The sequence below is a fragment of the Acinetobacter schindleri genome (genome assembly GCF_010918895.1).
GTDB classification, from domain to species: domain Bacteria; phylum Pseudomonadota; class Gammaproteobacteria; order Pseudomonadales; family Moraxellaceae; genus Acinetobacter; species Acinetobacter schindleri.
The window spans coordinates 1,768,953-1,794,548 of the sequence record NZ_CP044483.1 but is presented as its reverse complement, the minus strand read 5'-3'; the positions used below and the strand labels follow the sequence as shown (position 1 = coordinate 1,794,548).

Here is a 25,596-nt window from a genome sequence, read left to right as displayed (position 1 = left end):
ACTCTGTAAAGATACTCCGCTATTGTTCACTTCAGTTTGGGTATAACTTGGAACTTGATGACCGTATGCAATCCCATAGTTTTATATACTGATAACAACTCCATTAGGGGAGCCATGCTATGCAAAATCTAAGCCTTTATATTGATCGTAAAAGATTAAGTCCCTATGCCATGTCGGTTTTTGTGGCCCTTAGAGAAAAACATGTCGATTTTAAAGAGATTAAAATCGATCTGGATAAGGATGAAAATAAATCAGATACCTATCTAAGAATCTGTAAAACTGGAAAAATTCCCTGCTTATCTGTGGATGGCTGGTCAATTTTTGAATCCATGGCAATTACTGAATTTCTGGATGAGCTTTTTCCAGCACCTGACTATCCGGCTCTTTATCCGGCAGATATTCGGGCGCGTGCTAAATGTCGGGCGGTTCAGGCATTGCTTAAATCTGATTTTAGTCTGATATGTCAAAATATGCCTTCCACGGGTATCTTTCAGCCATTACCAGAACCTTATGTTCCAGACCGGCATACTCAGGTAGAAATTGATCGGTTAACCAGAGTAAGTGAGGCTTTGATTGTTGATCAATGGTTAAGTTCACAATGGAGTATTGCAGATTTTGATTTAGCCTTCATGCTACATCGATTATTGAGTTTTAAAGTTCCTATTTCTGAAAGACTTTATAGCTATGTCATGCGGAATTTTCAGCGCGAATCTGTGCATGTCTGGTTTAAATTAAGAGAACTTGAACGAGGTACATGGGATCCATCACCATTTGATGTACCGTGAGTTGAGAAAGGCTTTCAGGGTTGATGGATTTAAGTCATGATTTAATTGTTTAAATAACTCCTGAATTGAGCAGAAATCAGGAGTTATTTATTCATGGGCATCTTCAGGATATTATTTTAATAAATCTAACAGGGCATCCGCCGTTGCTGCAGATGATGCTGGATTTTGTCCGGTAATCAGTAAGCCATCCTGCTGCACATGAACTTGCCAATCATCAGCTTTGGAATAGTGACCGCCATTTTCCTTCAGCATATCTTCGACCAGGAATGGAACAATATTGGTCAGGCCGACTCCCTCTTCTTCGGTATTACTAAAACCAGTTACTGATTTGCCTGACACAATTGAGTGGCCTTCACTATCTTTTACCTTTTTCAGTACTCCTGGCGCATGACAGACCAGTGCGACAGGCTTATTGGATTGCAAGGTTTCTTCAATTAAATGGATTGAAGTGTAGTCATTGGCTAAATCCCATAACGGACCATGCCCACCTGGATAGAATACGGCATCAAACTCATCTGCATTTACTTCGCTTAATTTATGGGTATTAGCTAAAGCACGCATGGCAGTTTCATCTGCTTCAAAACGTCTGGTTGCTTCAGTTTGGGCATCTTCAGCACTGCTTTTAGGATCAAGCGGCGGGTGACCACCTTGGGGGGAGGCTAAAGTGATTTCGGCTCCCGCATCAATGAATCGATAATATGGGGCAGCCAGTTCCTCTAGCCAGAAACCGGTTTTTTCGCCTGTGTCACCAAGTTGATCATGGGAGGTCAGAACAATCAAAATTTTCATATGTTTACCTAAGATTATGTCAGATTTAAAATTTAATAAGTAAAATTATTGGATAGATGGATAGGAGAAAAATTGCCATCGTTAAACTGGAAACTTAAATTTAAAACAACTTGGATTTGATATTTTGTGGTAATCCTTAAAACAAACGTTTTAAACACCTACATATATGAAATGTTTTAGAAAACATCATTACGATTGATCAGAACTTTTCTTTTTCTTTCCGCCACCATCCTGTTTATTGACTGTAGACCAAGCAATACGTTCAGCCTCTTTTTCAGAACGTCCTTGTTCTTTCTCACTTTCTTCAATATGTTTAGCTTGCCGTTTCTGTTTTTCCGTATAGGCAGATTTATCACCTCTAGACATAGTCTGCTCCTCACATGCGGTCTAATATGGGAATGACTATAACAAGGACTTGATTTAGGCAAAGTAAGCTTCTGTCAGGATTTGTTTGAATTGTTTTATAGGTCATTAAATGACGGGAACATTTATATCTGTCTTATTTTTAGGTCTAAAGATGAAGTCAATTTTAAAATCTTAAGTTTGAAAAGGATAATGACCCTAGAGCCATTATCCTAAAGCTTTTATTTAGCCATTAACAATGCTGCCACCATTTACGTGGATCACCTGACCCGAGATATAGCTGGCTTCTTCACTAGCCAGAAATAAATAGGCTGGAGCGACTTCACTTGGCTGTCCCATACGGCCCATCGGTGTCTGTTTACCAAACTCTTTTAAGGTTTCTTCGTCAAAACTACTTGGAATAAGTGGGGTCCAGATCGGGCCGGGTGCAACCCCGTTAACACGAATACCTGTCTTGTTTTTCAGCAAATTGGTCGAAAGACTACGGGTAAACGTGGTAATTGCACCCTTAGTGCTGGAGTAGTCGATCAGTTCATCGTGTCCGTGATAGCTGGTAATACTGGTAGTATTAATAATACTGTCACCTGCCTGCATATGGGGGAGAACCGCCTGAGTTAAATGAAACATACTCAGAATATTGGTGTTAAAAGTTTTATATAGCTGTTCAGGAGAGATATCGGTAATACTTTTCTGCGGATATTGTACTCCTGCATTATTTACCAGAATATTAATTGTCTTGAATTCCTGAATAGTCTGTTTCACCAGATCTTGAATTTCTTCTGGTTGCTGCAAGTCACATTTGATCAGTAGACAGCGCTGTCCTTCTGCTTCAACCATTTTCTTTGTATCTTTTGCATCCTGATCTTCGTCCAGATAGCAAATCGCGATATCCGCTCCTTCACGGGCAAACAGGACAGATACCGAACGGCCAATCCCACTATCTCCACCGGTAATGAGAGCAACTTTGCCTTTTAATTTCTCGCTACCTTTATAGTGAGGTTTAATGATCTCTGGCTCTGGGTTCATTGCAGTCTGAACACCAGGCTGATGGTCTTGTGTTTCGGTTGAATTTGGGGTTTCAGGATAATTATTCATATATTTTCAGGTCCATTGTTTAGTGTAATGACAGAAAAATATATTAGGGAGATTTTCCAGAAATAGGCTAAGACCTGACATTTCATAACAGAATCTATGCAGGAGATTGCATTTGTTGAATTAGGTTTACATTTGAAGATTTACATAAATATATTTAAGGTAAATTAAATATTTTAATGTTTAATTTACTATATTGAATTAAATTTTAAGATTATCTTAAGATAATAAATGGATTTAGACTTAAGTCTATTATTTTATTAAAATAAAGATCTTTATATAAATAAAAGATAATAATTATTAATTTTTATAATTTAGTAAAATTGGAATGGATAAAATCATAATGATTTCATGTTGTTAAGTTAAATCAATTGGGATTATTAATTTAATTTGTAAGATAATTTTGGAAAAATTAAATACTTGAAAAATAAACAAAATAAACGTTTAATTAATTCTGATTATTTTGGTTGGTTTTTTTAGGGGCTCCTATGCAGGTTCAAGTTATTGCAAAAGAAAATGGTAGTAATAGTTTAATAAAAAATTATTTACATAAAATTAAATTAACTGATAGCTCCATTGTCTTAATAGATGTAAAAGTTGAAGATATAGAAAAGATTGAATATTTAAATAATCAGGCAGTAATCACTTTAAAGAACGGTGAAAAAATAGCAGTTGATAATTTTAATATAGAAGAAAGCTCGCTAGTTTTTAGAAATGAGCAAGCAGAATTGTTTTTATTTGATTTTAAAACAGTTACTTATAACCCTATAGATAAGATTGAACCATTATTATATGGGCAGTCAGAAAGTTCATTTGTAAGTGTTTGGCCATTTGTTGGTTTAGCGCTTGGTGGAATTGGTCTAATTGCGGGTGCGGCAGGAGGTAGTGGGGGTGGCGGATCATCAGAAGCAGTAACAAAAGTGAAAAAGCCTCAGGATGTTATCATCGGTAATGGTGATTCATTTATCAATAAAGAAGAAGTTCAAGATGATAAGGTTGAAGTCACTATAGACTTACCTACAGGCTTAACAGATCAGGATAAAGTGATCGTAAATGGTGAAGAGCATGCACTTACACAAGAAGATGTTGAAGCAGGTAAAATTGTAGTTAATGTACCTTTAGAGGGAAAAACTGAAGGTAAATTTGATGTTACTGTAGAAATTAAAGATAAAGCAGGCAATGTTTCTGACAGTGTTACAGAGTCAGCGATTATAGATCTCACCCCGCCGATAGTAGATGATGTGATCCTTAAAATTGATAGAATTGCGCAAGATGGTGTAATTAATATTGAGGAATCAAACGACAAAGTTATTGTAATTGGTCAATTGACCTCGATACCTAAAGATAGCATCGCAACTAAGATTCAAGTTACGGTAGGTGAAGAGACTGTTGATGCCATTATTTTTGATTTTAAAAATGGTATTTGGTCGGCACAACTTCAAGGGGCATCATTTGGTAATGTAGCTGGTGAAGTTAATGCGACAGTAACCTTTAAGGATCAAGCGGGTAATACTTCCACCAAGAGTACAGCTTCAAATTATGAAGTAGACCTAAGTAAGCCTGAAGTTAAAAGTATTGAGCCTGCAGATAAAGTTCTGGCTAAAGATGAAGTTGTCACAATTACGATTACCTTTAATGAAGAGATTAAGGGCCTTGAACTTTCTGACTTCGAAGCGAAAGGTGGCTTGATTTCAGGTCTTCAACGGTCTGCAGATGATAAAACAGTCTGGACTTTAAGCTTTAAACAGGCAGGTACAGATCAACCAAGTCTTAAACTAAAGGAAGGGTCGTATACAGACCTTGCAGGCAACCCGGGTTCAGAGAAAGTCTTGGATAAAGCCAATGGTGGATTTGAATCGGACATCACACCACCAGCATTAGGTGATGTAATTTTCAACATTGTAAGTATTGCTACTGACGGTATTGTCAATGCCGTAGAATCAACGTCTTTAAATGTTCCTATTGTTGGTAAGTTAAGCTTAATTCCATCAGACAGTACGCTTACAGCAATTAAAGTTACAGTAGGTGGTCAAGTTGTTGAAGCACAAATTGTTAACTTAGAGACTGGTGAATGGACAGCAAATATTGCGGGTGAGCACTTCTTAAAAGGCATTCAGATTTTTGCTGAAGCTACTTTAAAAAATGCTGCCGGTAATAGTTCAACAATCTCAACTATTGCGAACTACCAGGTAGATACAACTGCACCGAAAATTGAGAGTATCACAGCATCGGATACGCTTTTAGCTGAGGGTGAAAAAGTAACCATTACCATTAAATTTAGTGAAGAAGTTAAAGGCCTCGACATTAATGATTTTGTCGCAGTAGGTGGTAGTGTTAATAACCTTCAACAATCTGCAACAGACAAAACGGTATGGACTTTAGAATTTGTACAAGAAGGTACAGATCAACCAAGTCTTATACTTAAAGAAGGCTCTTATACTGATCTTGCGGGTAACCCGGGTTCAGAGAAAGTCTTGGATAAAGCCAATGGTGGATTTGAATCTGATATCATCCCACCAGCGTTGGACGGCGTGATCTTCACAATCGAAACTGTTGCACAAGATGGCATTGTGAATATTGCAGAATCTCAAGATAAAGTTACGATTGTTGGTAAATTAAATTCAATTCCTGCTGATAGCATTGAAACTATAATTCAAGTTACAGTGGGTAATGAAACAGTTAATGCGATTATAGATGCACAATCAGGTACGTGGACTGCGGTATTATCAGGTTCGTCATTTGGAGATGTGGCGGGTGAGGTTGTTGCTGAAGTAACATTCAAAGATAAAGCGGGTAATGAATCGAATAAAACAGCAAATGCTCCATATGCTATAGATTTAAAAGCTCCTAAATATACGAATAGTTATATTAATGAGGATGGAAAGATCGTTCTAGAATTTGATGAATTGCTTGATAACGATAATCCTCCTACATTCGACTCCTTTGTGATTATCAAAAATACGGATGAGGTTGTTGAGATTCAAGGGGTTGAAATCGTTGATCAGCAAGTTGTTATCACAACTGTGAAGCCGATTTATCAATCCGATAAAGTTCAGGTTTCTTATGTAGATAAAGACTTGAAAGATAAAAATGCGATTCAAGATGATGCTGGCAATGGTAGTTCAGAATTTAATACTGGTATTTTATCTAATGACTCGTTATTGAGTGGATTGGTGTCTGATTTTAATAATATTTCAGGTGTGCCAACATCTGTTAATCAAGACACTTTAGTTGCTTCAGGACGTGATTTTCTTAATTTATTCAATGTGACGAATAGCACGCAAAATGAGATTAAGGCAGGAACAGTATTTAACTTTGAAGCTGATGAATATGCAGGTAATCATTCAGTTAAGGTAAGTTTAGATACTAGTTCATTATTATCTGTTGCAAAGGCATATGGCGTTGTTTTACAGCAAAAGAATGTTGAAACAGGTGAGTGGGTTAATATCATTTCTGCACCAATGGGTCAAAATGGTGTTGTTGCATCATTAGGAACTCAATATGCGTTAGGAGCGATTGATAACAATAGCGCTTCTGTCACATTTAGTGGTTTGGAGCCAGGTCAGTATCGAATCGCAACATATGCAGACCAGAGTGAACTGAAAAAATTGATCAGTGATATCGAGTTGGCTAATTTGGGTCAGGGGGGGTATTTACTAGGTAAAGATAATCAAGATGCCTTAATTAAAGAATTGAAACTGATTTTAGGTAAAGACTCGGTAGCAGGTGCAACTTTAATTGATTATTTAACTGCTATTTTAAATACAGTTAATCTCATCACATTCCCGATATCAGCATTAGTCGATAAAGTAATTGGTACATCTTTACTGAAACCACTTGTGTCAGCCCTTGACGAAGCAATTGATATTGTTGTCGGTAATCTTGTGAATAACTTAGTCAGCGTTCTACAAGAAACGACAGTCACTGTAAGTCCTTCAACAAGCTTCTATAAGGTGGTAGGCAACGTTATTAAAAATGATGCTTTAGATAATATTGTCGTGAAAGAAGTTGAGGTTACAACAGATAAGTCATCATCAAATGAAGATAGTGAATCTGTAGTAACGGAAGTTAATGGTTCTACAGTAATTAATGGTTCTACAGTAATTAATGGTTCTACAGTAATTAATGGTAAATACGGTAAATTGATTATTCAGCCAAATGGAGAATATGAATATACAGTTAGTCCAGAGTTTGCAAATTCTGGCTTGATTGAGACCTTTAAATATACTGTTAATAACGTTGGTTCTGAAACATTAACAATCAATCTTTCAAAGGCAACTCAAGAGTTACTTGCTATAGACAATAATGTTGATCTAAATCTAAATGTAGCTCCTTCTGAAAAATTCATGACGAAGGATGAACTTCAAGAGCACTATTCTAAAACAACAGTGAACGTTGCCTATATTGGTTTAGGCAGTGTACTTGATCTTGGGGCTTTAACACCTAAAAATTCACTGCAGTTTAAAGTTGATCCGTTAACGGAACAGGTCATTACTTTTAACGGAAAATCTGGAGGTGTTCAGGTTCTCACTAATTACAATTTGTATGTTTATAAATTAAATGAAAAAACGAATAAATTGGAATTAGTCGAGTTAAAAGAGAACTGGTTTGGCGTAGCACTCTTAGGTGGTGCTTCTAAACAACCTGTTACGTATACGTTTGAAGAGGGCCAATATTATGCAGTTTTAGAGCCTACAAGCGGTGTAAATGCACTATATGGCTATACGCTTGAAGCAACACAGAATAAAGTGTTGAACTATGCTAACCCAATCTCTGTTTCAGGTATTGCTAAAGGTAACTTAATTAATGACATTGATTTACAAGCAAAAGGACAGGATGTAGGGCCAAATATTGAGAGTTCATTTATTACGCAGGTGATAGATGCTAAAGGCGTTGTGGTATCAGTTAAAACTGATCAAATCACTGATGCAGTGACAGTTCAAGGTAAATATGGCCAGTTAACCATTTCAGCAGATGGTACTTATAGTTATGAAGCCTTTAACAGTAAAAACTTTAACTATGGTGATGTAGAAGAATTTACATATACGATTTATGACCCAATTTCTGGCCAATCTGATAATGCACAACTTAAAATTACTTTAGACTTCTCAAATACAGAGAATGACTTATCAACTGTAGTTGCATTATTAGAGATTGAGCCAACAGTTGAGACTTTGGTTAAAGAATCTGAGCTTAAAGATCTCAATCTCAATACGATAACCAAGGGTAAAATTGATGCCACAGCATTTAGTGTTGCTGAAATTTCACTGGGTGATGTTGTAGATGCAGGTGTGATCTCATCGGATAATAGTATTGACATTAGCGTCAAAGCGGGTGAGTTGGCAAATATTAAGTTCCATGCAAGTGCATATGAGGCTGTTTCAGTCGCGAGTATATTTGATTTCCAAGTTTATAAGAAACTTGATAATGGCCAGCTTGAATTATTCTACTCTAAACCAAACTATGTGATTCTTCCTGTCACGGTACTTATTCCTTTAGGCGGTATTCATATCGGAGATCCGATCAATCTTGATTTCCCTGAAGGGGAGTATGTAGCATTGTTAAAGAGCACTGCGGGAATTGGTGCTCTTGGCGGTACGACTTTGGAAGTTAAAGAGATTACTATAGAAGATTATAATAATCCAATCGTATATAAAGGTGAGGTTTCAGGTCAGTTAGATATTCCAGTTGATGGAAAAATCTATACTTTAAATGGAAAAAAAGTCGAAAGTCTGGAATCGACTGTAGTGAAGGGCACATATGGAACATTAACGTACCATGCAGATGGTACTTATGAGTATTTCGTCGATGCTACTTATCAAATACCGCAGTTTGGCATGATCGATACATTTAGCTATTCGTATAAAGAAGCGAATGGTGAAGTTGTATCTTCAATCCTAAATGTCAAATTATCTACTGTTGATGCAAATCAAGATAAGCAATTTGATTCAGAAAAAAAGGAAATTGATATTGCTGCACCAATGGTGAATAAAGTCGAACAAGTCATTATTGATGAAAAGACAGGACTCCGTTTACCAATATGGGATGAAATTAAGGACAAGGAATCAAAAGTTATTGAGATTGTAAATACGCCATATATGACGACAGATTTAACATTCTCATTAAATGTTGATTTGGATATTAAAGGTCTTTACAAGACAGGTTTGCATTTTGAGCTATATAAAATTGTTAAAAATGCCCAAACTGGAGAGGTTACGTATTCTAAAGTAGGAGATACAATTTCACTTAAAGATGTGCAAAAAGATACGCTCTCACATACTTGGGAGAATTTAAAATCTGGTACTTATACAGTGAAATATTCCATCGATGGCCATAATGGTACAGGAATGGATTATGGTTTCAATTTCTCTCAAACATATAACTACCATGATTCATGGACCTCTACTGGCAAAGATGCCGATTATCTAGCTGGCCAGGTTATAGGTAATTTCCTTTCTAACGATAAATTCGCGCTTGGTCTAAAAGATCAAGCTATCGTGAAATTTGGAAATAAATATCTTTATTTAGGTTCTAATGAAGTTCAAGAAATCACAGTTTACGGTAGTTATGGTGATCTTGTAGTAAAATCAGATGGTAGTTACGTATTCACGCCAAACGGTCTTGGTGGTGGTAGAGAGTATTTCGACTATGAAATTATTTCTCCAACAGGCGAGTCTGATAAAGCAGCGATAGAATTTAGTGTTGCTAAAGTTATTCAAGGGAATGAATTTAATAATCTAGTTGAAAGTTCAGCTTCTAATGATATATATACTTTAAGCTCAGGCTCTGACACTGTAATTTTTGATGTTTTAGATTTGTCTCATAATAATGGTGGTAACGGCATAGATACTTGGACTGACTTCCACTTAACAACATCATTAACAGATGAAAATGCCGACAAAATCGATGTAAGTTCCTTGTTAGTAGGTTATGAGCAAGGTGATGATCTGAAAGAATTTGTCTCGATCGGAAAAACTGCAGATGGTAAAGCTATCGTTCAAATTGACCGTGATGGTAAGGCAGATGAGTTCCAAAAAACCGATCTATTGATACTAGAGAATCAAACTGTTGATACACAGCAAGCCCAGCTGGATTTACTCAATCAATTAATCGCAAATCAACAACTTATTGGTTAATTCATCGATTAGGAGAAAGTGGAATCGCTTTCTCCTGATGAACTGTCATTTACAAATATCGAGTCAAACATGAAAAAATCATTATTGTCTGTATTACTCCTTACAGCATCATTCACTCTAGCAAATGCAAATACGGAAACAAAAAAATCAGCAAATTTAGGTGATTTTCAAGGTCGATACGCCCTTGATTGTTCAGTGCAGAAAGCCAACAACTTATCTTATGTAATCGGAGATAAAAGCATTTTGCGTTTGATTTCTGCGAAGAAAAAGTTGGGTGCATTTGAAAAGAAATTTGTACGTCAGCTCAGAAAAGCAAGTGATAGTTCGCAGTATCAATTTACGGTTGCATACACAGGTTTTGATGTCGACTTTTATAAGAAAGATGAACAGAACTGGATCAACGTACGTAGCACGGGCATCGTAAATCATTTTGGTCCAAAAACTAAAGAAGCACTGGTCCAATGCAAAAGTGAAACTTAGTTCTAAAACTCACTAAAACTACGAGTGAAAAAAGACTAGTTAGATACTGGTCTTTTTTTTAACTCTTAAATTCATTAATGAATTTGCTAATTTTATAAAAACATATCTTAAAACTTTATGAAAAATAATGCTTAGGTTAAGATGAGCCATCATTTGTAAAAGCATTCTAGAAGACCTATGCAACCATTTGTTCTATATAACTCAGAGCAACGTAAAAAAGTAGAATTTGTACCTCGTAAAGAAGGTCAGATTGATCTGTATGTCTGTGGGATGACGGTCTATGACTACTGTCATATTGGACATGCACGTACCGTGGTTGCATTTGACTATATTATCCGTTTCCTGCGCAGTCAGGGCTGGAAAGTAAAATATGTACGCAATATCACCGACATTGACGACAAGATTATTAAACGTGCCAATGAAAATGGGGAAAGCATTTCATCACTCACCAGTCGTTTTATTGATGCGATGAATGAAGACTTTGCCAAGTTAGGCTGTCTTGCACCGGATGAAGCACCAAAAGCCACCGATTACATCAATCAAATGCAAAATATGATTGGTACGTTGGTGGAAAAAGGTACTGCATATCCAGCAAATAATGGGGATGTGTATTTCGAAGTTGAAAAATTTGCCAAATATGGCCGTCTTTCAGGCCGTAAACTGGAAGATATGCAAGCAGGTGCTTCTGAACGTGTAGATGTGGAAGTTGAGAAAAAACATCCTTTTGACTTTGTACTTTGGAAACACGCCAAAGAAAATGAACCTTCTTGGCCATCTCCTTGGGGCAATGGTCGTCCAGGCTGGCATATTGAATGTTCTGCGATGTCAACCTGCTGCCTGGGCAATCACTTTGATATTCATGGCGGTGGTGCTGACCTAAGCTTCCCGCATCATGAAAACGAGATTGCACAATCTGAAGCAGCGACAGGTGAGCAGTATGTGAATTACTGGATGCATGCCGGTTTCATTAATGTTGATGGCGAAAAAATGTCGAAGTCCTTGGGTAACTTTTTCACCATCCGTGATGTAATTGAAAAATTCCATCCAGAAGTGGTGCGTTACTTTATCGTGTCTTCACACTATCGCAGCCCAGTGAACTACTCTGATGTAGCATTAAAAGAAGCGAAAAATACGCTGATGCGTTTCTATCATTCCTTTAAAGCTTATCAAGCGGTATATGGCGAGCAAGTTGTTGATACATTCAATCAAAGTTTTGTTGAGCGTTTCAATGCAGCCATGCGTGATGACTTTAATACTCCAGAAGCCATTGCTGTATTGTTTGAACTTAACAAAGAGCTAAACCGTGCGGTAAAAGATCAGAATCAGGAACAGGCCGCTGTTTATTATTCTACTTTGCGTCATCTCACCAATATTCTAGGTCTGGTGCAGCACAATGTCGATGAATTCTTGAAGTCTGATATTGGTCAAGAAGCGTTAGGCTTGTCTGAAGCGCAGATTGAAGACCTGATCCAGCAACGTAAGGATGCCAAAAAAGAGAAAAATTTTGCTCGTGCCGATGAAATCCGCCAGTCTTTATTAGACCAAGGAGTGGTACTGGAAGATACCCGTCAAGGTACGGTATGGCGTCGTGCTGATTAATTCGACAGTTGAAACGATAGAGAGTTGACAGTTAGCAGAAACTCTTTATAATCCACTCCCATATTGCGGGAATAGCTCAGTTGGTAGAGCACAACCTTGCCAAGGTTGGGGTCGCGAGTTCGAGTCTCGTTTCCCGCTCCAAAATTCAAAAAACCCTAATCGGAAGATTGGGGTTTTTTATTGTCTGTGCAAAATAAAAAGGAAAATCAGAACTGATTTTATATGATTAAATTTTGAATAATGAGGGGCTTTTAGTCAGGCAAATTTCAAAACATTCAGTTTAAGTTTTATGAAAAGCCATACATTTTGAAACCTGTAATTTGCATAGATATGATAAAATTGCGAAAATTATTGTTGCTAGACTGAGTCAACTCTGTATATAGAGTTAAGGTAAACCTACTTTGAACCCACCAAATATGCCAAATCAAATAGACTTCCAGAAAGTTGCACTTGAAACACTGCGTATCGAAGAACAAGCATTACAGATTTTAGCTGCCCAAATCGATGAGCGTTTTAGTCAGGCATGTGAAATTATCCTGCAGTGTAAGGGGCGTCTGGTGATTACCGGGATGGGGAAATCCGGGCATATTGGCCGCAAAATGGCCGCGACTTTTGCCTCTACAGGTACGCCTTCATTCTTTATGCATCCAGGTGAGGCGGGACATGGAGATCTCGGCATGCTGGTGCCGGGTGATGTACTGATTGCCATTTCAAACTCAGGCAAGAGTGATGAAATCATGATGCTGATGCCTTTGATCAAGCGTCTGGAAATTCCTTTAATTACCATTAGTGGTGACGACAAAGGCCCTATGCCACAAAATGCCGATGTCGCTTTAACTTTGGGTAATCTTCAAGAGGCTTGTCCGCTTGGTCTGGCGCCAACTTCAAGTACTACAGCGACTCTGGTGTTAGGCGATGCCCTGGCTGTAGCACTGCTGGATGCACGTGGTTTTACTGCTGACGATTTTGCCCTTTCACATCCAGCGGGTGCCTTGGGTAAACGCTTATTGCTGCATGTAAAACATCTCATGCATACAGGTTCGGAATTGCCAAAAGTGTCACCAGATACACCGATGAATCAAGTTTTATACGAAATTTCAAATAAACGCCTAGGTTTAACCACAATTGTCGATCAAAATGATGTTTTGCTGGGTATTTTCACGGATGGGGACTTGCGCCGATTGATTGATAAGCAGCAAGGTTTTGATGTCAATCTGCCGATTCAAGAAGTGATGATCAAAAATCCCCTGACGATTTCTCAGGAAGCACGTGCTGTAGCAGCGCTAGAACGTATGAATGAACGTAAAATTAATCAATTTGTAGTTGTTGATGATGCCAATAAAGTCATTGGTGTAATTAGTATGCATGACCTGATTCAGGCTGGGGTAAATTAATAGATGGCATCTTATGTATTATTAGAGCAGGCACGTCATATTGCAGCACTGGTGCTTGATGTAGATGGGATTCTAAGTGACGGTTTTGTCACGCTGACCAATACGGGTGATGAGATCAAATCCTTTGATATTCGTGACGGTCTGGGTATGAAACTGGTTCAGCTAGCTGGAATTAAAGTGATTATCATCACTGGACGTCAAAGTAATATTGTACAAAAACGTATGTCTGATTTAGGTGTAGACCTAGTCTATCAGGGACGTGAAGACAAAGGCGTTGCCCTCAAAGAAGCTTGCGCTCAGTTGAATATCGATCCTGAAGATTGCCTGTATATGGGCGATGACTGGCCTGACCTGTCAGCTTTTGCCATTGCTGGCATGAAAGTGACAGTTCCAAATGGTCATGTCGAAGTACGTCGTCGTGCCGATCTGGTGACTCAGGCGATGGGTGGCCGTGGTGCGGTGCGTGAGATCTGTGACATGCTTTTAATGTCTAAAGGTGTTTACCAAGAATTACTTGAAAAGTTTACTCGTGCGCCATATTAATCAACTATACGTTCTGGATTAAGTACACCGCTTATGGATACTAAAGTTTTATACGTAACCGCGATTATTCTCGCAGCCATAAGTGGTGGTTATTATTATTTCAGTGGAAGTGGCAATAAGCTTCAGGTAGATGCTGCACGCAGTATGAAATCCACAGCTGAAAATATTAATTTGACACAAACCGATGAAAAAGGTGAGCTGGCTGTTCGTGCTCAAGTCGATCGACTCGAGCAGGATATGCAGAAAAAAACCTCGAAGCTGGAAAATATGAATGCTTCTATGTACAAAGATGGCAAAGTAGATTCTACTTTTTATGCCAAACTTGTGAATGGGTACGAGGATAATACTAAAGTGATCCTTTCTCAGCAGGTGGTAGCAACCAAGATTCTGCAAGATGGTCAGCTTCAGTTCAAGACAGAAGAGTTAACAGGTTTCCCTAAAACACGAGAAATTGAAACGGATAAAGCTGTAGAAGTAACGACTCCACAAGCTGAGTTTATCAGTCAGGGCTTGAAGGCAAATCTAAATGACGGTCAATACGAATTTTTTAATATTCGAGGAAAGTATGAACCAAATTCTTAAACCTAAAATGACGACTACTTTCCTGAAGCGTACTGCGCTTGCTGCTGTGCTCGGGTTTACTTCACTCGCAGCGCTTGCAATTCCTTCAGACCGTCAGCAGCCTATTTCGCTGGTAGCTGACCGTGCAACTTTTAATGAGCGTACCGGTATCACGACTTATACTGGTAATGTCATTATTGAGCAAGGGACTATGAAACTTCAGGCAAACTCAATTGTGGCAAACCTGAACAGCAAGAAGCAAATCAGCACGATTACAGCAAATGGCAGTCCTGCACGTTTCCAGCAACAAATCGATGCTGCTAAAGGAATCGCGAAAGGTCAGGCACAGAAGATTGTCTACAATGCTGATACCGGTATTATTACCCTGACAGGTAATGCCTTCCTGGAACAGGATGGAGCCAGTATCCGTGGTAATACGCTTCGATATAGTATGAATAAGGGGGATATTGAAGCTGTCGGTACGCCAAATAAAACCGGTTCCTCTTCAGGTCGTGTACAGATTGTGATTCCACCATCCAGTTCTAAATCCTTCCCGGGAGCACGTGACTAATGGCTGAATCAAAGGTTCAAACCTTAACCATTAAACATCTGGCGAAAAACTATAGTAAACGTTGGGTGGTGAAGGATGTATCCTTCAGCATGGAAAGTGGTCAGATCGTTGGTTTACTTGGTCCGAATGGTGCAGGTAAGACCACCAGCTTCTATATGGTGGTTGGTCTGGTGCGTATGGATAAAGGTGAAATATATCTGGATGATCTGGATCTCTCAGATTTGGCTATGCATGAACGTGCCCGTAAAGGGATTGGTTATCTGCCGCAGGAAGCTTCTATTTTCCGGAAGTTGACCATTGCTGAAAATATCATGGCGATTCTTGAAACCCGTAAGGAATTGACCAAAGCCCAGCGTCAGCAGCGCCTGGCAGAATTGCTGGCAGACTTTAAGATTACCCATATCAAAGATTCTCTGGGCATGAGTGTCTCTGGTGGTGAGCGTCGTCGTGCGGAAATTGCCCGTGCGCTGGCAGCTGATCCAAAATTCATGTTACTTGATGAACCTTTTGCCGGGGTCGATCCGATTTCTGTCGGAGATATTAAAGACATTATCACAACCTTGAAAGATCGTGGTATTGGGGTATTAATTACTGATCATAATGTGCGTGAAACTTTGGCAATCTGTGAGCATGCGTATATTGTCAGTGAAGGTGCAGTGATTGCAGAAGGTACACCACAAGAAATCCTGAATAATGAAACTGTTAGAAAAGTGTATCTGGGTGATGACTTTACCGTGTAATTCGGCTTTATTACCTTAATCAAGCCCACACAGTCAACTTTAGCGTTGTTGTGTGGGATTTTTTCGTCGAAAATATTTTAGTATCATCAATTTTAAAATATTTTTGGTATATAGTTAGTTTAAAAACGACACCAATAATCATGCTATTGCAAGCAAAAAAAATTAATAAACTTCGGGGTAATTTACAGGGAAAAAAAAGGGTATTTATCGCCCTTTTATTGCCCTTGCAAATGTCTCAGGTTTATGCGGCAGATACGGAAAAGGGATATTTTCAGGGATTCAAACAAGGGGTCAGTAAACTATTCTCCCCTGAACCTGTGAAATCCTCACATACGGTTGATCTGCGGGATTTGAGTAATTATCAGCTGGATACCTCACGTGTTCAGGAGTTGCCCCAAGTAGGCGGCTTTCAGAATGGTACTCGTTCCCAGAATAGTATTCCAGCCATGGGCATTCCCAGACGCATTGATCTCAAGGATGCTGTACTTACAGCAGTTCAGCGTCGTCCCGAGATTTCACAAAGTATATCTTCGCTGTCCTCTCAGGCTGCCAATATTGATGTCGCAAAGGCACAATATTATCCACAGATTTCGGGTGGATTTGGAACAGCAGATTTAACCAAGGGTGAGCGCGGTCGTCAGGTAGTTTCTCTGAATGCGACCCAAATGCTATATGATTTTGGCAAGGTAAAATCCAGCGTAACCACTGAAGAAGCCAAGCTTACCGAAGCGCAGGCACGGGTTTTAGTCAGTCTGGATCAGATTGCACTTGAAGTGACAGATGCCATTGTCAATATCAAGCGCTATCAGGAAATCACCAAGATTGCCGAGCAGCAGAAACAAGGGATTGCACGAATTGCGGAAATTGCCAATCTGCGAGCCAAAGCCGGGATCAGCAGTCAGGCCGATCCGATTCAGGCCCAATCCAATCTGGAAGCTGCAGAGAATAACCTGATTGTGCAACAAACCCAGTTACGTCAGTATCAACAAAAACTGCGCACTTTACTCGGCTTTGATATATCCAATGTAGAGTGGGAAATTCCAGATAGTCTGATTCAACAGGCCGGACTTTACCAGGAGCCTGAATTTACCAGTATTCCGACGTTGATGTTGGCACATGCTGGCGTGGAAGTGGCACGTTCGCAAAAAGAGCAGGCCAAGCTAAATACTTATCCTACCATTAATATCAAAGGGAGTATGAGTCAGGCCATTAATGGTCGCAATCCGAATAATAATGAAGATGATGGCTTTTATAACTCTGTGATGATTGAAGCCACCAGTAATTTCTATCAAGGTGGGGCGACCAGATCACAGACCCGTGCAGCCAGTTTTGCTGAAGAAGCAGCACGTGCTCAGGTCAATACTGCCTATCTGGATGTAGTCGATCAGGTCCGCTTGATTCGCGAACAGATTGAAAATAAACAGCGACAAATGGACATTCTGGCACAGCGCCGTGCAACCACTGTGCGCACCAGAGAGCTGTATCAGGAACAATATAAACTCGGTACTCGAACCGTAGTCGATCTGCTTAATGCAGAGCAGGCAATTCACAGCGCAGCCCAAGAAATCGAAACTGCGCGTTACGATATTTATACCGCTATTGTTCAGTACATTCAGGTCACTGGTCGTACACGCGATCTTTATGACCTTAACCGTATTTCTATTCAGGGGTTTGAAGTACAGCCATGAGTAATACAATAAATTATCAGCCGTGGCTTCAGGCGATACTTAATATCGCCAAGCATTATCGCATCGAGCCATCTGAGGAAAGAATCCGCTTACAACTCGACTGGAACCAGCATCATGATGTTGATGAGCTGCTCAAAGTTGTCACGCGTCAGATCGGTTTAAATGTACGTAAAAACAAGTTTGATGCCAGTCTGCTCAGTCCATGGAAATTGCCAATATTGGTGGAATTTGAAAATGGCGAAGTGGGTGTCATCGAGCGCATTGATAGTGAAGGCAATGCTAGCGTACAGCTCAGTGGCGATCAGGGGCTGTCTCAGGTCTTTGACCTGGACCATCTGAAGCAGGGTGCTAAAAGCCTTTATATCTTACGTCCTGAGTCTTCAGTACCTGATGCTCGGGTCGATGAATATATCAAGCCTTTCGAAAAGAACTGGTTCTGGTCAATTGTCCTGAATGACTGGAAGCGTTATATCGATGTGATGTTTGCTTCTTTAATCGCGAACATCCTCGCACTGGCGACCATTGTCTTTTCCATGAACGTGTATGACCGGGTCATTCCTTCACAGTCTATCCCGACCTTATGGGTACTGGCAGGCGGTGTATTGATTGCGGCAATCTTCGAATTTACCTTACGCGTCTCCCGGATCTATCTGTCTGATATTATCGGCAAGCGCGCTGATTTACGTATTTCTGACCAGGTTTTTGGTCATGCCTTACGCATTAAAAATAAAGAGCGTTCAAAATCTACTGGCACTTTTATTTCACAGATTCGTGAACTGGAAGGCGTCCGTGAACTGGTGACGTCTACTACGGTGACTGCAATTGCCGACCTGCCATTTTTCTTCCTGTTCCTGGGGATTTTCTGGCTCATTGGCGGAAACCTGTTCTGGGTGATGCTGTTAGTCGTGCCCATAATGATTTTACCGGGGATTCTGGCACAGAAAAAACTGGGTGAGCTGGCACAAATGGGCATGCGTGAATCTGCAATCCGTAATGCATTGCTGGTGGAAGCAGTACAAGGAATTGAAGACATCAAGCTACTGCGTGCTGAATCGCGTTTCCAGAACCAGTGGAACCATATGAATGAAGTGTCCGCCGATGTCAGCATGCAGCAACGTAAAATCGTTGGTTTGATGACCGCCTGGACGCAAAAGATTCAAGGCCTGACATTTGCCATCGTCGTGTTAGTGGGCTGTTTTGCCGTTATGGAAGGTGAAATGACCACAGGTGCACTGGTTGCCTGTTCAATTCTGTCTTCGCGTATGCTTGCGCCAATTTCCCAAATTACCGGTGTCCTGGGTCGTTTACAGCAGGCGAAAGTCGCGAAAAACGGTTTGGATGAACTGATGAAAAAGCCGGTAGATCAGCCGGACTATTCTCATCTGATTCACCGCCCATTGCTAGAAGGTCAGTACGAGCTGAGCGGGGCAGTATTCAAATATGGTGAAGATGACCCTAAACCGACTCTAGTCATTCCAAAACTAGACATCAAGCCTGGTGAGAAGATTGCGATTTTGGGCCGTAATGGTGCCGGTAAATCAACCTTATTGCAGTTGTTATCCGGTATGCAAACGCCGTTACAGGGCAAGGTTAAACTTGATGGGATTGACCTGAACCTGATTGATCCGGCAGATGTGCGCCGTGATATGGGCCTACTGAATCAAAATTCACAGTTATTTTATGGCAGCATTCGTGAAAACCTGACACTGGGTGCACCACTGACAACTGACCAGCAAATCCTGGAAGCTTTGCAACTCACAGGTGCATTGGGCTTTGTTCAGGAAAAGAAAGAAGGCCTGGACCATATTATTCTGGAAGGTGGTGTGGGCTTCTCTGGTGGTCAGCGTCAAGCCTTGTTACTTTCTCGTTTACTGATTCGCCAACCACGAATTTTATTGCTGGATGAACCGACTGCTGCCATTGATGATGTTTCTGAGAAACAGCTGATTGATAATTTAAAGACTTATCTGATTGGCCGAACCATGGTGGTGGCTACACATCGTCGTGCGGTACTTGAACTGGTAGATCGTATTATTGTCGTAAATGACGGCAAGATTGTGATGGATGGTCCGCGGGACCAGATCCTGAACCAATCACAAGGTGGAGCGAAGCGTGTTACGGGAGCAAGCGCATGAGTGCACAACAGGAAATCAAGCGTTCAACCAAAGTCAGCTTTCAGGAACCACCTTTGCCAAAATCAAGTGTGATTATCTGGATCATTGGCATAGGCTTACTGATTCTGCTGACGTGGGCATGGCTGTTCAAGCTGGAAGAAGTTTCGACAGGCACCGGTAAAGTGATACCCTCTTCCAAGGAACAGGTTATTCAGTCTCTAGAAGGTGGTATCCTCACCAAACTGAACGTCAAAGAAGGTGAAATTGTCGAGCAGGGTCAGGTATTGGCACAGCTGGATCCCACCCGTTTTGAATCCAATGTAGGTGAATCGGCTTCTCTGTTAATTTCTTCGCGTGCAACTGCGGCACGCTTACGTGCTGAAGTCACTGGTGCGCCGTTGTCCTTCCCGCCAGAGGTGCTGAAAGAGCCAAAACTGGTGGCAGAGGAAACTGCATTATATAAATCGCGTCGTGCTAATCTGGAACAATCTTTAGCAGGGTTACAGCAGGCCTTGGTACTGGTACAGCAAGAACTGGCTATGACTGAACCATTAGTTGCAAAAGGTGCTGCAAGCGAAGTGGAAGTTCTGCGTTTAAAGCGTGAAGCCAATGACCTGCAAAACCAGATGAATGATGTGCAGAATCAGTATTTTGTGAAAGCGCGTGAAGAACTTGCCAAAGCTAATACTGATGTGGAAACTCAGCAACAGGTGGTACGTGGTAAATCCGATACGCTGAACCGGACTATTTTCAAATCGCCAGTACGTGGCGTGGTGAAGGAAATTGATGTCATGACCTTGGGAGGCGTCATTCCACAAAACGGCAAGTTGATGACGATTGTACCGCTGGATGAAAAATTGCTGGTCGAGGCGCGTATTTCACCACGTGATATTGCCTTTATCCGTCCGGATCAGGAAGCGCTGGTCAAAATCACCGCTTATGATTACTCGATTTATGGCGGCCTGAAAGGTAAAGTTACTGTGATTTCCCCCGATACTCTACGTGATGAAGTCAAGCAGGATCAGTTTTACTACCGCGTTTATATCCGTACCGAAAATGACAAACTGACCAATAAAGCCGGACAGGAATTTAATATCACCCCGGGCATGGTAGCAACCGTGGATATCCGTACGGGTGAAAAAACCGTACTGGATTATCTGGTTAAACCGTTTAACAAGGCCAAAGAAGCATTACGTGAACGCTAATCCTTCATAGTAGTTGTACAAAATCAAGCCTCTATGTATAGGGGCTTTTTTGTTTGTGCTAGCAAACACGTTATACTGCAACACAGTGATGTTATTGTTTGAATCCAATGTCTTTTACTATTGCCAGCCTTGTCAGTTTTGAAGAAGAGATCAAGAGGAGCCGCTTTCAGGCCTTTGCTACGCCGGTGGAATCCGAACAGGATGTAAAGGATTTTCTGGAAGCTTATCGTGATACCACCACGACGCATCAGTGCTGGGCATGGAAAATTGGACATAATGTGCGTTTTAATGATGATGGCGAGCCTTCTGGCACCGCAGGTCGACCGATTTTAGCGACCATTGAAGGCAATGAGCTGACCAATGTATTGGTGCTGGTGAATCGCTGGTATGGAGGAATCAAGCTAGGTACGGGTGGTTTGGTTCGTGCTTATGGGGGCTGTGCGGGGCAATGCCTGGTCCTGGCTGAAAAGATTGAACTAATTGAAAAGAAAAAAGTGTCCTTTCGTTGTAATTTTAGTGAATGGGCTATTTTTCAGTATGAGCTAAATCAGCAACAGATTGATTATCAGGAAAATTATACCGCAGAAGGCGTCGAGGTTATTGCGCAAATGCAGAAACATCAGATTGAGCCATTTGCTTTGAAGATTCAGGATATCAGCCGCGGACGTGAAGCCTTAAAAATTATAGATGAGCCCCAAGATGACTGAGCAGCAGGATCCTCTACTGAAATACCGCGAGCAGCATAAGCATCGTCTTAATTATATGCCGTGGCTATACTGGTCACTCAAACCTAAAAACCGGGGCTGGGCAGAACAGTGGCAGCGCGAATATCAGGACTATCTGCGTGAAATGGAAACAGTCGAGATTGGTGAGAACTGCTTTATTTCACCACTGGCCCATATCTTCGCTGAACCGGGCCGAAAAATCGTGATTGGTGATCATAGCTTTATCGCAGCGGACTGTACCTTGCATGGGCCACTAGAAATTGGCAATGAAGTCGCGATTAATCACCACTGTATTCTGGATGGTGGACGGGTAGGAATTAAGTTACATGATCAGGTGCGTATGGCGGCCTATTGTCACCTGTACGCTTTTGATCATGGGATGGAGCTGGAACAGCCCATTTATAAACAGCCGGTGCGTTCCAAAGGGATTGAAATTGGCCGTGATGTCTGGCTGGGTGCTCATGTCGGCATTAAAGACGGAGTGAAAATTGCGGATCAGGCCATTGTTGGTATGAACAGTATGGTGACCAAAGATTTGGATGAACGCATGATCGTTGCAGGTAACCCGGCCAAACTGATTCGCTACCGAGATTAATACGTGATTAGAGTTTCAGACGATACAAGGATGGTTCTGGTAGTTCAAAAATGTATAAGCCACTAGAACGTCACATAAAAAATAACATAATTCAAATCCTGTGCTACAGAATTCGCTGCACATTTGCCGAAGGCTATGCTAACTTAAAAATATCTAAGAACTTTTATTATAATGAGAGAGGCTAAACATGAAACGTGTCATTGCCTGCATTGATTCTTCTCCATGCATTAATGCCCTCGCAGAAGCGGCTGCATGGATTGCCAAGCAGACTCATCGTGAGCTGGTGTTATTGCAAGTTTTGGATTATTACCCTGCAAGTTATCATTTGGGGGAAATTAGTGGTGTGATTGGTTTTGAAAGCAATGCCATGCTGCTAAAAGAACTGGCTGAACTTGAACAGAAACAGAGTGAACTGGCTTTAGACTATAGCAATAATCTGCTGCGACACATTTCTGACCAGATCAAAGAAAAACACAATATCAACACCATCCATATTCAGGAAAAAGGGGATTTCCTGGAACAAAGCTTTCAGTTACTCAGACCCGATGATATTGTCGTCATTGGACGTTTGGGTGAACGCTCGGCTGAGAAAAATAAGCCGATGGGTACCAATGTGGAAAACTTTATCCGTGGTGCCAATTGTACGGTAATGACAGTGGGTGAAAACTTTAAGCCGCCGACACGTTTTATCTTTGCCTACGAATATTCACCAACCTGTATCCAGATGATGAGACGCATTGCAGAAAGTGATTTGCTGAAACTGCTACAGTGTCATTTGCTGTATGTCGGAGATCATGCAGAAATTCTGAATGAACCGTTAAACTATCTGAAAGAAGCCGGACTGGATGTTGTTCCTGAATACCGCTATGGTGATGTGGCAGAGAACATTCTGTCTTATCAGCAGGAGCAGGGAATTCAGCTGATTGTGCTGGGTGCCTTCAGTCACAGCAAAATCCACCAGTTCTTCCTGGGTAGTATCGCAACCACCATCTTCCGCAATTCCAAAGTACCGCTTCTGGTTGCCAAGTAAAGGAAAATATTGGAAAAAGCGTTATAAAGTTAAAATAACAATTCCACGAAATTAAAAAGCTTGAAGTTGGAAATTGTTACAGTTTGATTTAAAAATAATCAGAGTTATCCTCATATATTGTGGATAACTCTGTGGTTACATTCCATAAGTTATTGTTATATATTTAAAATACTTTATTGGGTGTTTTTTGCTCTCAGACTGTTATTTGACAATAGCCAGTGCAAAACCGTCATGACCTTTGCTGCCCACGGTCTGTAGAGCGGTACTGGAAAGTAGGCGCGGGTGATTCTGCATTGCTTCAAACATGCTGCGAATACCTTCAATACTTGGCTTATTATTGTCCAAATCAATAATTGCTCCAGCACGAATCACGTTGTCTAAAAAGATCACTGTACCTGAACGAGACAGTTTCAGGCTGAGCTCCAGATATTCAGGATAGCTCTGTTTATCCGCATCAATAAAGATAAAATCGAATGGTTCTGTATCTTCCGGTAGGGCTTTTAGGATATCTGCTGCACGGCCACATTTAAGTTCGACTGTTTGTTTGAGGTTGGCACGCTCGATATTTTCCTGACCCATTGCGGCATGCGTATCACGACCTTCAATGGTCAGTATATAACCATCTTCAGGCAGGGCACGTGCCAGCCACATGGTGCTATATGCAGCAAAAGTTCCGAGTTCAAGTACACGCTTGCAGCCATTCATCTGAATCAGCATCTGTAACAGCATGCCCTGATTGGCAGCTACCGCCAGATGATCAGGGAATCCATGCGCAGCTGTATTTTCAAGAGTCTGTTTCAGAATAGGATCATCTGGAATTAAATGTGAATCAATATAATTGTCGAGATCTGTCCACATTTGTTGCATAGCTTGAGCACCTTTGTTGCGATGCAGGCATTTTAAACCTTTCGCAGTGGAGCGCAATTTATTGTTTTATATTTGCTTTGAAAATGAACAATACAGAACGATTTACAGATTCTGTATTGTAGGTGAAATGACTTAGTAATTACACATTGAAGATCTACGGCTTAAATCCGGGCCCCAGGTGCGGTAACCTTGGGTATCAATATGGATCTGACCTGAAGCATATAGACCTAAGCCCATATTCAGGCTTTGACCATGCTGTATCCAGAACTGGCAGAGTTTGAACTTGGTATTCTCAATATAGGCATAATCTTCAGGTTGCGGGAATTCCGGGCCAATACGGAAATCAATCGCAGAGTTATACAGGTGACGTGAAGAGTTAGCACCACCAGCACATTTATTGAGCGGCAGATCACGATAAACTGAGGTCACTTCGAAATCATTGAGGACATTGGCTGCAACCAGATATTTAAATACACGTAACGTTGGCAACTGATTGCTCCACAGCTCACGGCTTGGCACCATATACTGCGGTCCACCACAACGCGACCAGTCACGTGCGGTACGCATCAATTCAAAACTTGGAATGATATTGCCTACCGAATTACGTTCTAAAAATACTTCATATTCGCGTACACGAGAGAGGTTATTTGCTACGGCTGCCCAGTTGGTATAGGCAAAAGGAATACTCTTAGGCAGCACCTTACGGTCAACCTTAACCTGTTCCTGAGGAATGTAAATCCGTTTTCCATCTGGCAAGGTTATTGGTTTCTTTGTCGCGGTGGTACAGCCCACCATGACAAAAGGGATCATGCTGAGACCCAATAATCCCTTGTAAAAATGCTTCATTATTAGAAATCAGGTATTTATAAAATAGCGCTATTTTAGTCCACTTTTGCGAAGAAATTCAGGATAAATTGCAATGAAATGTGTGCATCAGGTACAAAAAAAGACCAGACTATGCTGATCTTTTTTGGAGGTTTGAAAATTACTTTTCAAGATATTGCAGTTTATCTGCCTTACCATTCCATTCTTCACGGTCAGCTGGCTGATCACCAATTTGGGTGATATTTGGCCATTTTTGAGACAGCTCAGCATTCAATTCGATGAATACTTCCTGGCCCTCAGGTAACTCATCTTCAGAGAAAATTGCATTTGCAGGACATTCTGGTTCACATAACGCGCAGTCGATACATTCGTCCGGGTTAATTACAAGGAAGTTCGGACCTTCATAGAAACAATCTACAGGGCAAACTTCAACACAGTCTTGATATTTACATTTAATACAATTTTCAGTGACAACGAAGGTCATGGCGACAGCT

Annotated in this window: 21 protein-coding genes and 1 tRNA gene; 16 read left to right on the top strand and 6 right to left on the bottom strand. The window is 40.7% G+C overall.

Features of this window, described 5'->3' with window-relative positions:
* The first annotated feature begins 119 nt into the window (after nucleotides 1-119).
* Nucleotides 120-785 carry a glutathione transferase gene (gene yfcF, locus FSC11_RS08630; RefSeq protein WP_163166366.1) on the top strand — a complete coding sequence of 222 codons (666 nt, stop codon included), beginning with the start codon at nucleotides 120-122 and terminating at the stop codon, nucleotides 783-785.
* Nucleotides 786-896: 111 nt separating this feature from the next.
* On the opposite strand, the gene FSC11_RS08625 is transcribed toward yfcF, so the two are convergent.
* From FSC11_RS08625 to FSC11_RS08615, 3 genes are all read right to left on the bottom strand, one after another.
* Nucleotides 897-1,574, bottom strand: coding sequence for a type 1 glutamine amidotransferase domain-containing protein (locus FSC11_RS08625; RefSeq protein ID WP_163166364.1), 678 nt, complete (start codon nucleotides 1,572-1,574; stop codon nucleotides 897-899).
* A 189-nt stretch (nucleotides 1,575-1,763) separates the two neighbouring features.
* Nucleotides 1,764-1,940: a hypothetical protein gene (locus FSC11_RS08620; protein ID WP_163166362.1), complete on the bottom strand. Its 177-nt coding sequence runs from the start codon at nucleotides 1,938-1,940 to the stop codon at nucleotides 1,764-1,766.
* Nucleotides 1,941-2,162: 222 nt separating this feature from the next.
* Complete coding sequence (locus FSC11_RS08615) at nucleotides 2,163-3,032, bottom strand: SDR family oxidoreductase (RefSeq protein ID WP_004812568.1); 870 nt, start codon at nucleotides 3,030-3,032, stop codon at nucleotides 2,163-2,165.
* 485 nt (nucleotides 3,033-3,517) lie between these two features.
* Between FSC11_RS08615 and FSC11_RS08610 the strand changes: the two genes are divergently transcribed.
* The 15 genes from FSC11_RS08610 (at nucleotide 3,518) to FSC11_RS08540 (ending at nucleotide 23,410) form a co-directional block, all read left to right on the top strand.
* Entirely contained in the window at nucleotides 3,518-10,165 is a 6,648-nt protein-coding gene (locus tag FSC11_RS08610) for a BapA/Bap/LapF family large adhesin (RefSeq protein ID WP_163166361.1), read from the top strand.
* A gap of 69 nt (nucleotides 10,166-10,234) precedes the next feature.
* A complete protein-coding gene (locus tag FSC11_RS08605) occupies nucleotides 10,235-10,645 on the top strand; it encodes a hypothetical protein (protein WP_163166359.1) in 411 nt (136 codons plus the stop codon).
* A 177-nt stretch (nucleotides 10,646-10,822) separates the two neighbouring features.
* On the top strand, nucleotides 10,823-12,244 hold the full coding sequence (cysS, locus tag FSC11_RS08600) for a cysteine--tRNA ligase (RefSeq protein WP_163166357.1): 1,422 nt from the start codon (nucleotides 10,823-10,825) through the stop codon (nucleotides 12,242-12,244).
* 65 nt (nucleotides 12,245-12,309) lie between these two features.
* Nucleotides 12,310-12,385, top strand: a tRNA-Gly gene (locus tag FSC11_RS08595).
* A gap of 275 nt (nucleotides 12,386-12,660) precedes the next feature.
* On the top strand, nucleotides 12,661-13,638 hold the full coding sequence (locus tag FSC11_RS08590; protein ID WP_163166355.1) for a KpsF/GutQ family sugar-phosphate isomerase: 978 nt from the start codon (nucleotides 12,661-12,663) through the stop codon (nucleotides 13,636-13,638).
* A gap of 3 nt (nucleotides 13,639-13,641) precedes the next feature.
* Nucleotides 13,642-14,181: a KdsC family phosphatase gene (locus FSC11_RS08585; RefSeq protein WP_163166353.1), complete on the top strand. Its 540-nt coding sequence runs from the start codon at nucleotides 13,642-13,644 to the stop codon at nucleotides 14,179-14,181.
* Between the two features lie 33 nt (nucleotides 14,182-14,214).
* Nucleotides 14,215-14,763: an LPS export ABC transporter periplasmic protein LptC gene (lptC, locus tag FSC11_RS08580; RefSeq protein ID WP_004894330.1), complete on the top strand. Its 549-nt coding sequence runs from the start codon at nucleotides 14,215-14,217 to the stop codon at nucleotides 14,761-14,763.
* Nucleotides 14,747-15,313, top strand: a complete 567-nt coding sequence (gene lptA, locus FSC11_RS08575) for a lipopolysaccharide transport periplasmic protein LptA (protein WP_004812577.1) — start codon at nucleotides 14,747-14,749, stop codon at nucleotides 15,311-15,313. The genes lptC and lptA overlap by 17 nt, the downstream gene beginning before the upstream one ends.
* The gene (gene lptB, locus FSC11_RS08570) at nucleotides 15,313-16,053 is read left to right on the top strand and encodes an LPS export ABC transporter ATP-binding protein (protein ID WP_004812578.1); all 741 of its coding nucleotides are present in this window, start codon (nucleotides 15,313-15,315) and stop codon (nucleotides 16,051-16,053) included. The genes lptA and lptB overlap by 1 nt, the downstream gene beginning before the upstream one ends.
* A 140-nt stretch (nucleotides 16,054-16,193) precedes the next feature.
* Nucleotides 16,194-17,741 carry a TolC family outer membrane protein gene (locus FSC11_RS08565; RefSeq protein WP_163166351.1) on the top strand — a complete coding sequence of 516 codons (1,548 nt, stop codon included), beginning with the start codon at nucleotides 16,194-16,196 and terminating at the stop codon, nucleotides 17,739-17,741.
* Nucleotides 17,738-19,876, top strand: a complete 2,139-nt coding sequence (locus tag FSC11_RS08560; protein WP_163166349.1) for a type I secretion system permease/ATPase — start codon at nucleotides 17,738-17,740, stop codon at nucleotides 19,874-19,876. The genes FSC11_RS08565 and FSC11_RS08560 overlap by 4 nt, the downstream gene beginning before the upstream one ends.
* A complete protein-coding gene (locus FSC11_RS08555; protein ID WP_004812585.1) occupies nucleotides 19,873-21,060 on the top strand; it encodes a beta-barrel domain-containing protein in 1,188 nt (395 codons plus the stop codon). Before FSC11_RS08560 ends, FSC11_RS08555 begins: the two co-directional genes overlap by 4 nt.
* A 107-nt stretch (nucleotides 21,061-21,167) precedes the next feature.
* Complete coding sequence (locus FSC11_RS08550) at nucleotides 21,168-21,767, top strand: IMPACT family protein (RefSeq protein WP_163166347.1); 600 nt, start codon at nucleotides 21,168-21,170, stop codon at nucleotides 21,765-21,767.
* On the top strand, nucleotides 21,760-22,380 hold the full coding sequence (locus FSC11_RS08545) for an acyltransferase (RefSeq protein WP_004894343.1): 621 nt from the start codon (nucleotides 21,760-21,762) through the stop codon (nucleotides 22,378-22,380). The genes FSC11_RS08550 and FSC11_RS08545 overlap by 8 nt, the downstream gene beginning before the upstream one ends.
* Before the next feature lie 187 nt (nucleotides 22,381-22,567).
* Nucleotides 22,568-23,410 carry a universal stress protein gene (locus FSC11_RS08540; RefSeq protein WP_071321085.1) on the top strand — a complete coding sequence of 281 codons (843 nt, stop codon included), beginning with the start codon at nucleotides 22,568-22,570 and terminating at the stop codon, nucleotides 23,408-23,410.
* A 201-nt stretch (nucleotides 23,411-23,611) separates the two neighbouring features.
* On the opposite strand, the gene FSC11_RS08535 is transcribed toward FSC11_RS08540, so the two are convergent.
* The 3 genes from FSC11_RS08535 to fdxA form a co-directional block, all read right to left on the bottom strand.
* A complete protein-coding gene (locus FSC11_RS08535) occupies nucleotides 23,612-24,277 on the bottom strand; it encodes an O-methyltransferase (protein WP_004812592.1) in 666 nt (221 codons plus the stop codon).
* A gap of 132 nt (nucleotides 24,278-24,409) precedes the next feature.
* On the bottom strand, nucleotides 24,410-25,123 hold the full coding sequence (locus FSC11_RS08530; RefSeq protein ID WP_163166345.1) for a D-Ala-D-Ala carboxypeptidase family metallohydrolase: 714 nt from the start codon (nucleotides 25,121-25,123) through the stop codon (nucleotides 24,410-24,412).
* Between the two features lie 139 nt (nucleotides 25,124-25,262).
* The gene (gene fdxA, locus FSC11_RS08525) at nucleotides 25,263-25,586 is read right to left on the bottom strand and encodes a ferredoxin FdxA (RefSeq protein WP_004812595.1); all 324 of its coding nucleotides are present in this window, start codon (nucleotides 25,584-25,586) and stop codon (nucleotides 25,263-25,265) included.
* Between the last annotated feature and the right edge of the window lie 10 nt (nucleotides 25,587-25,596).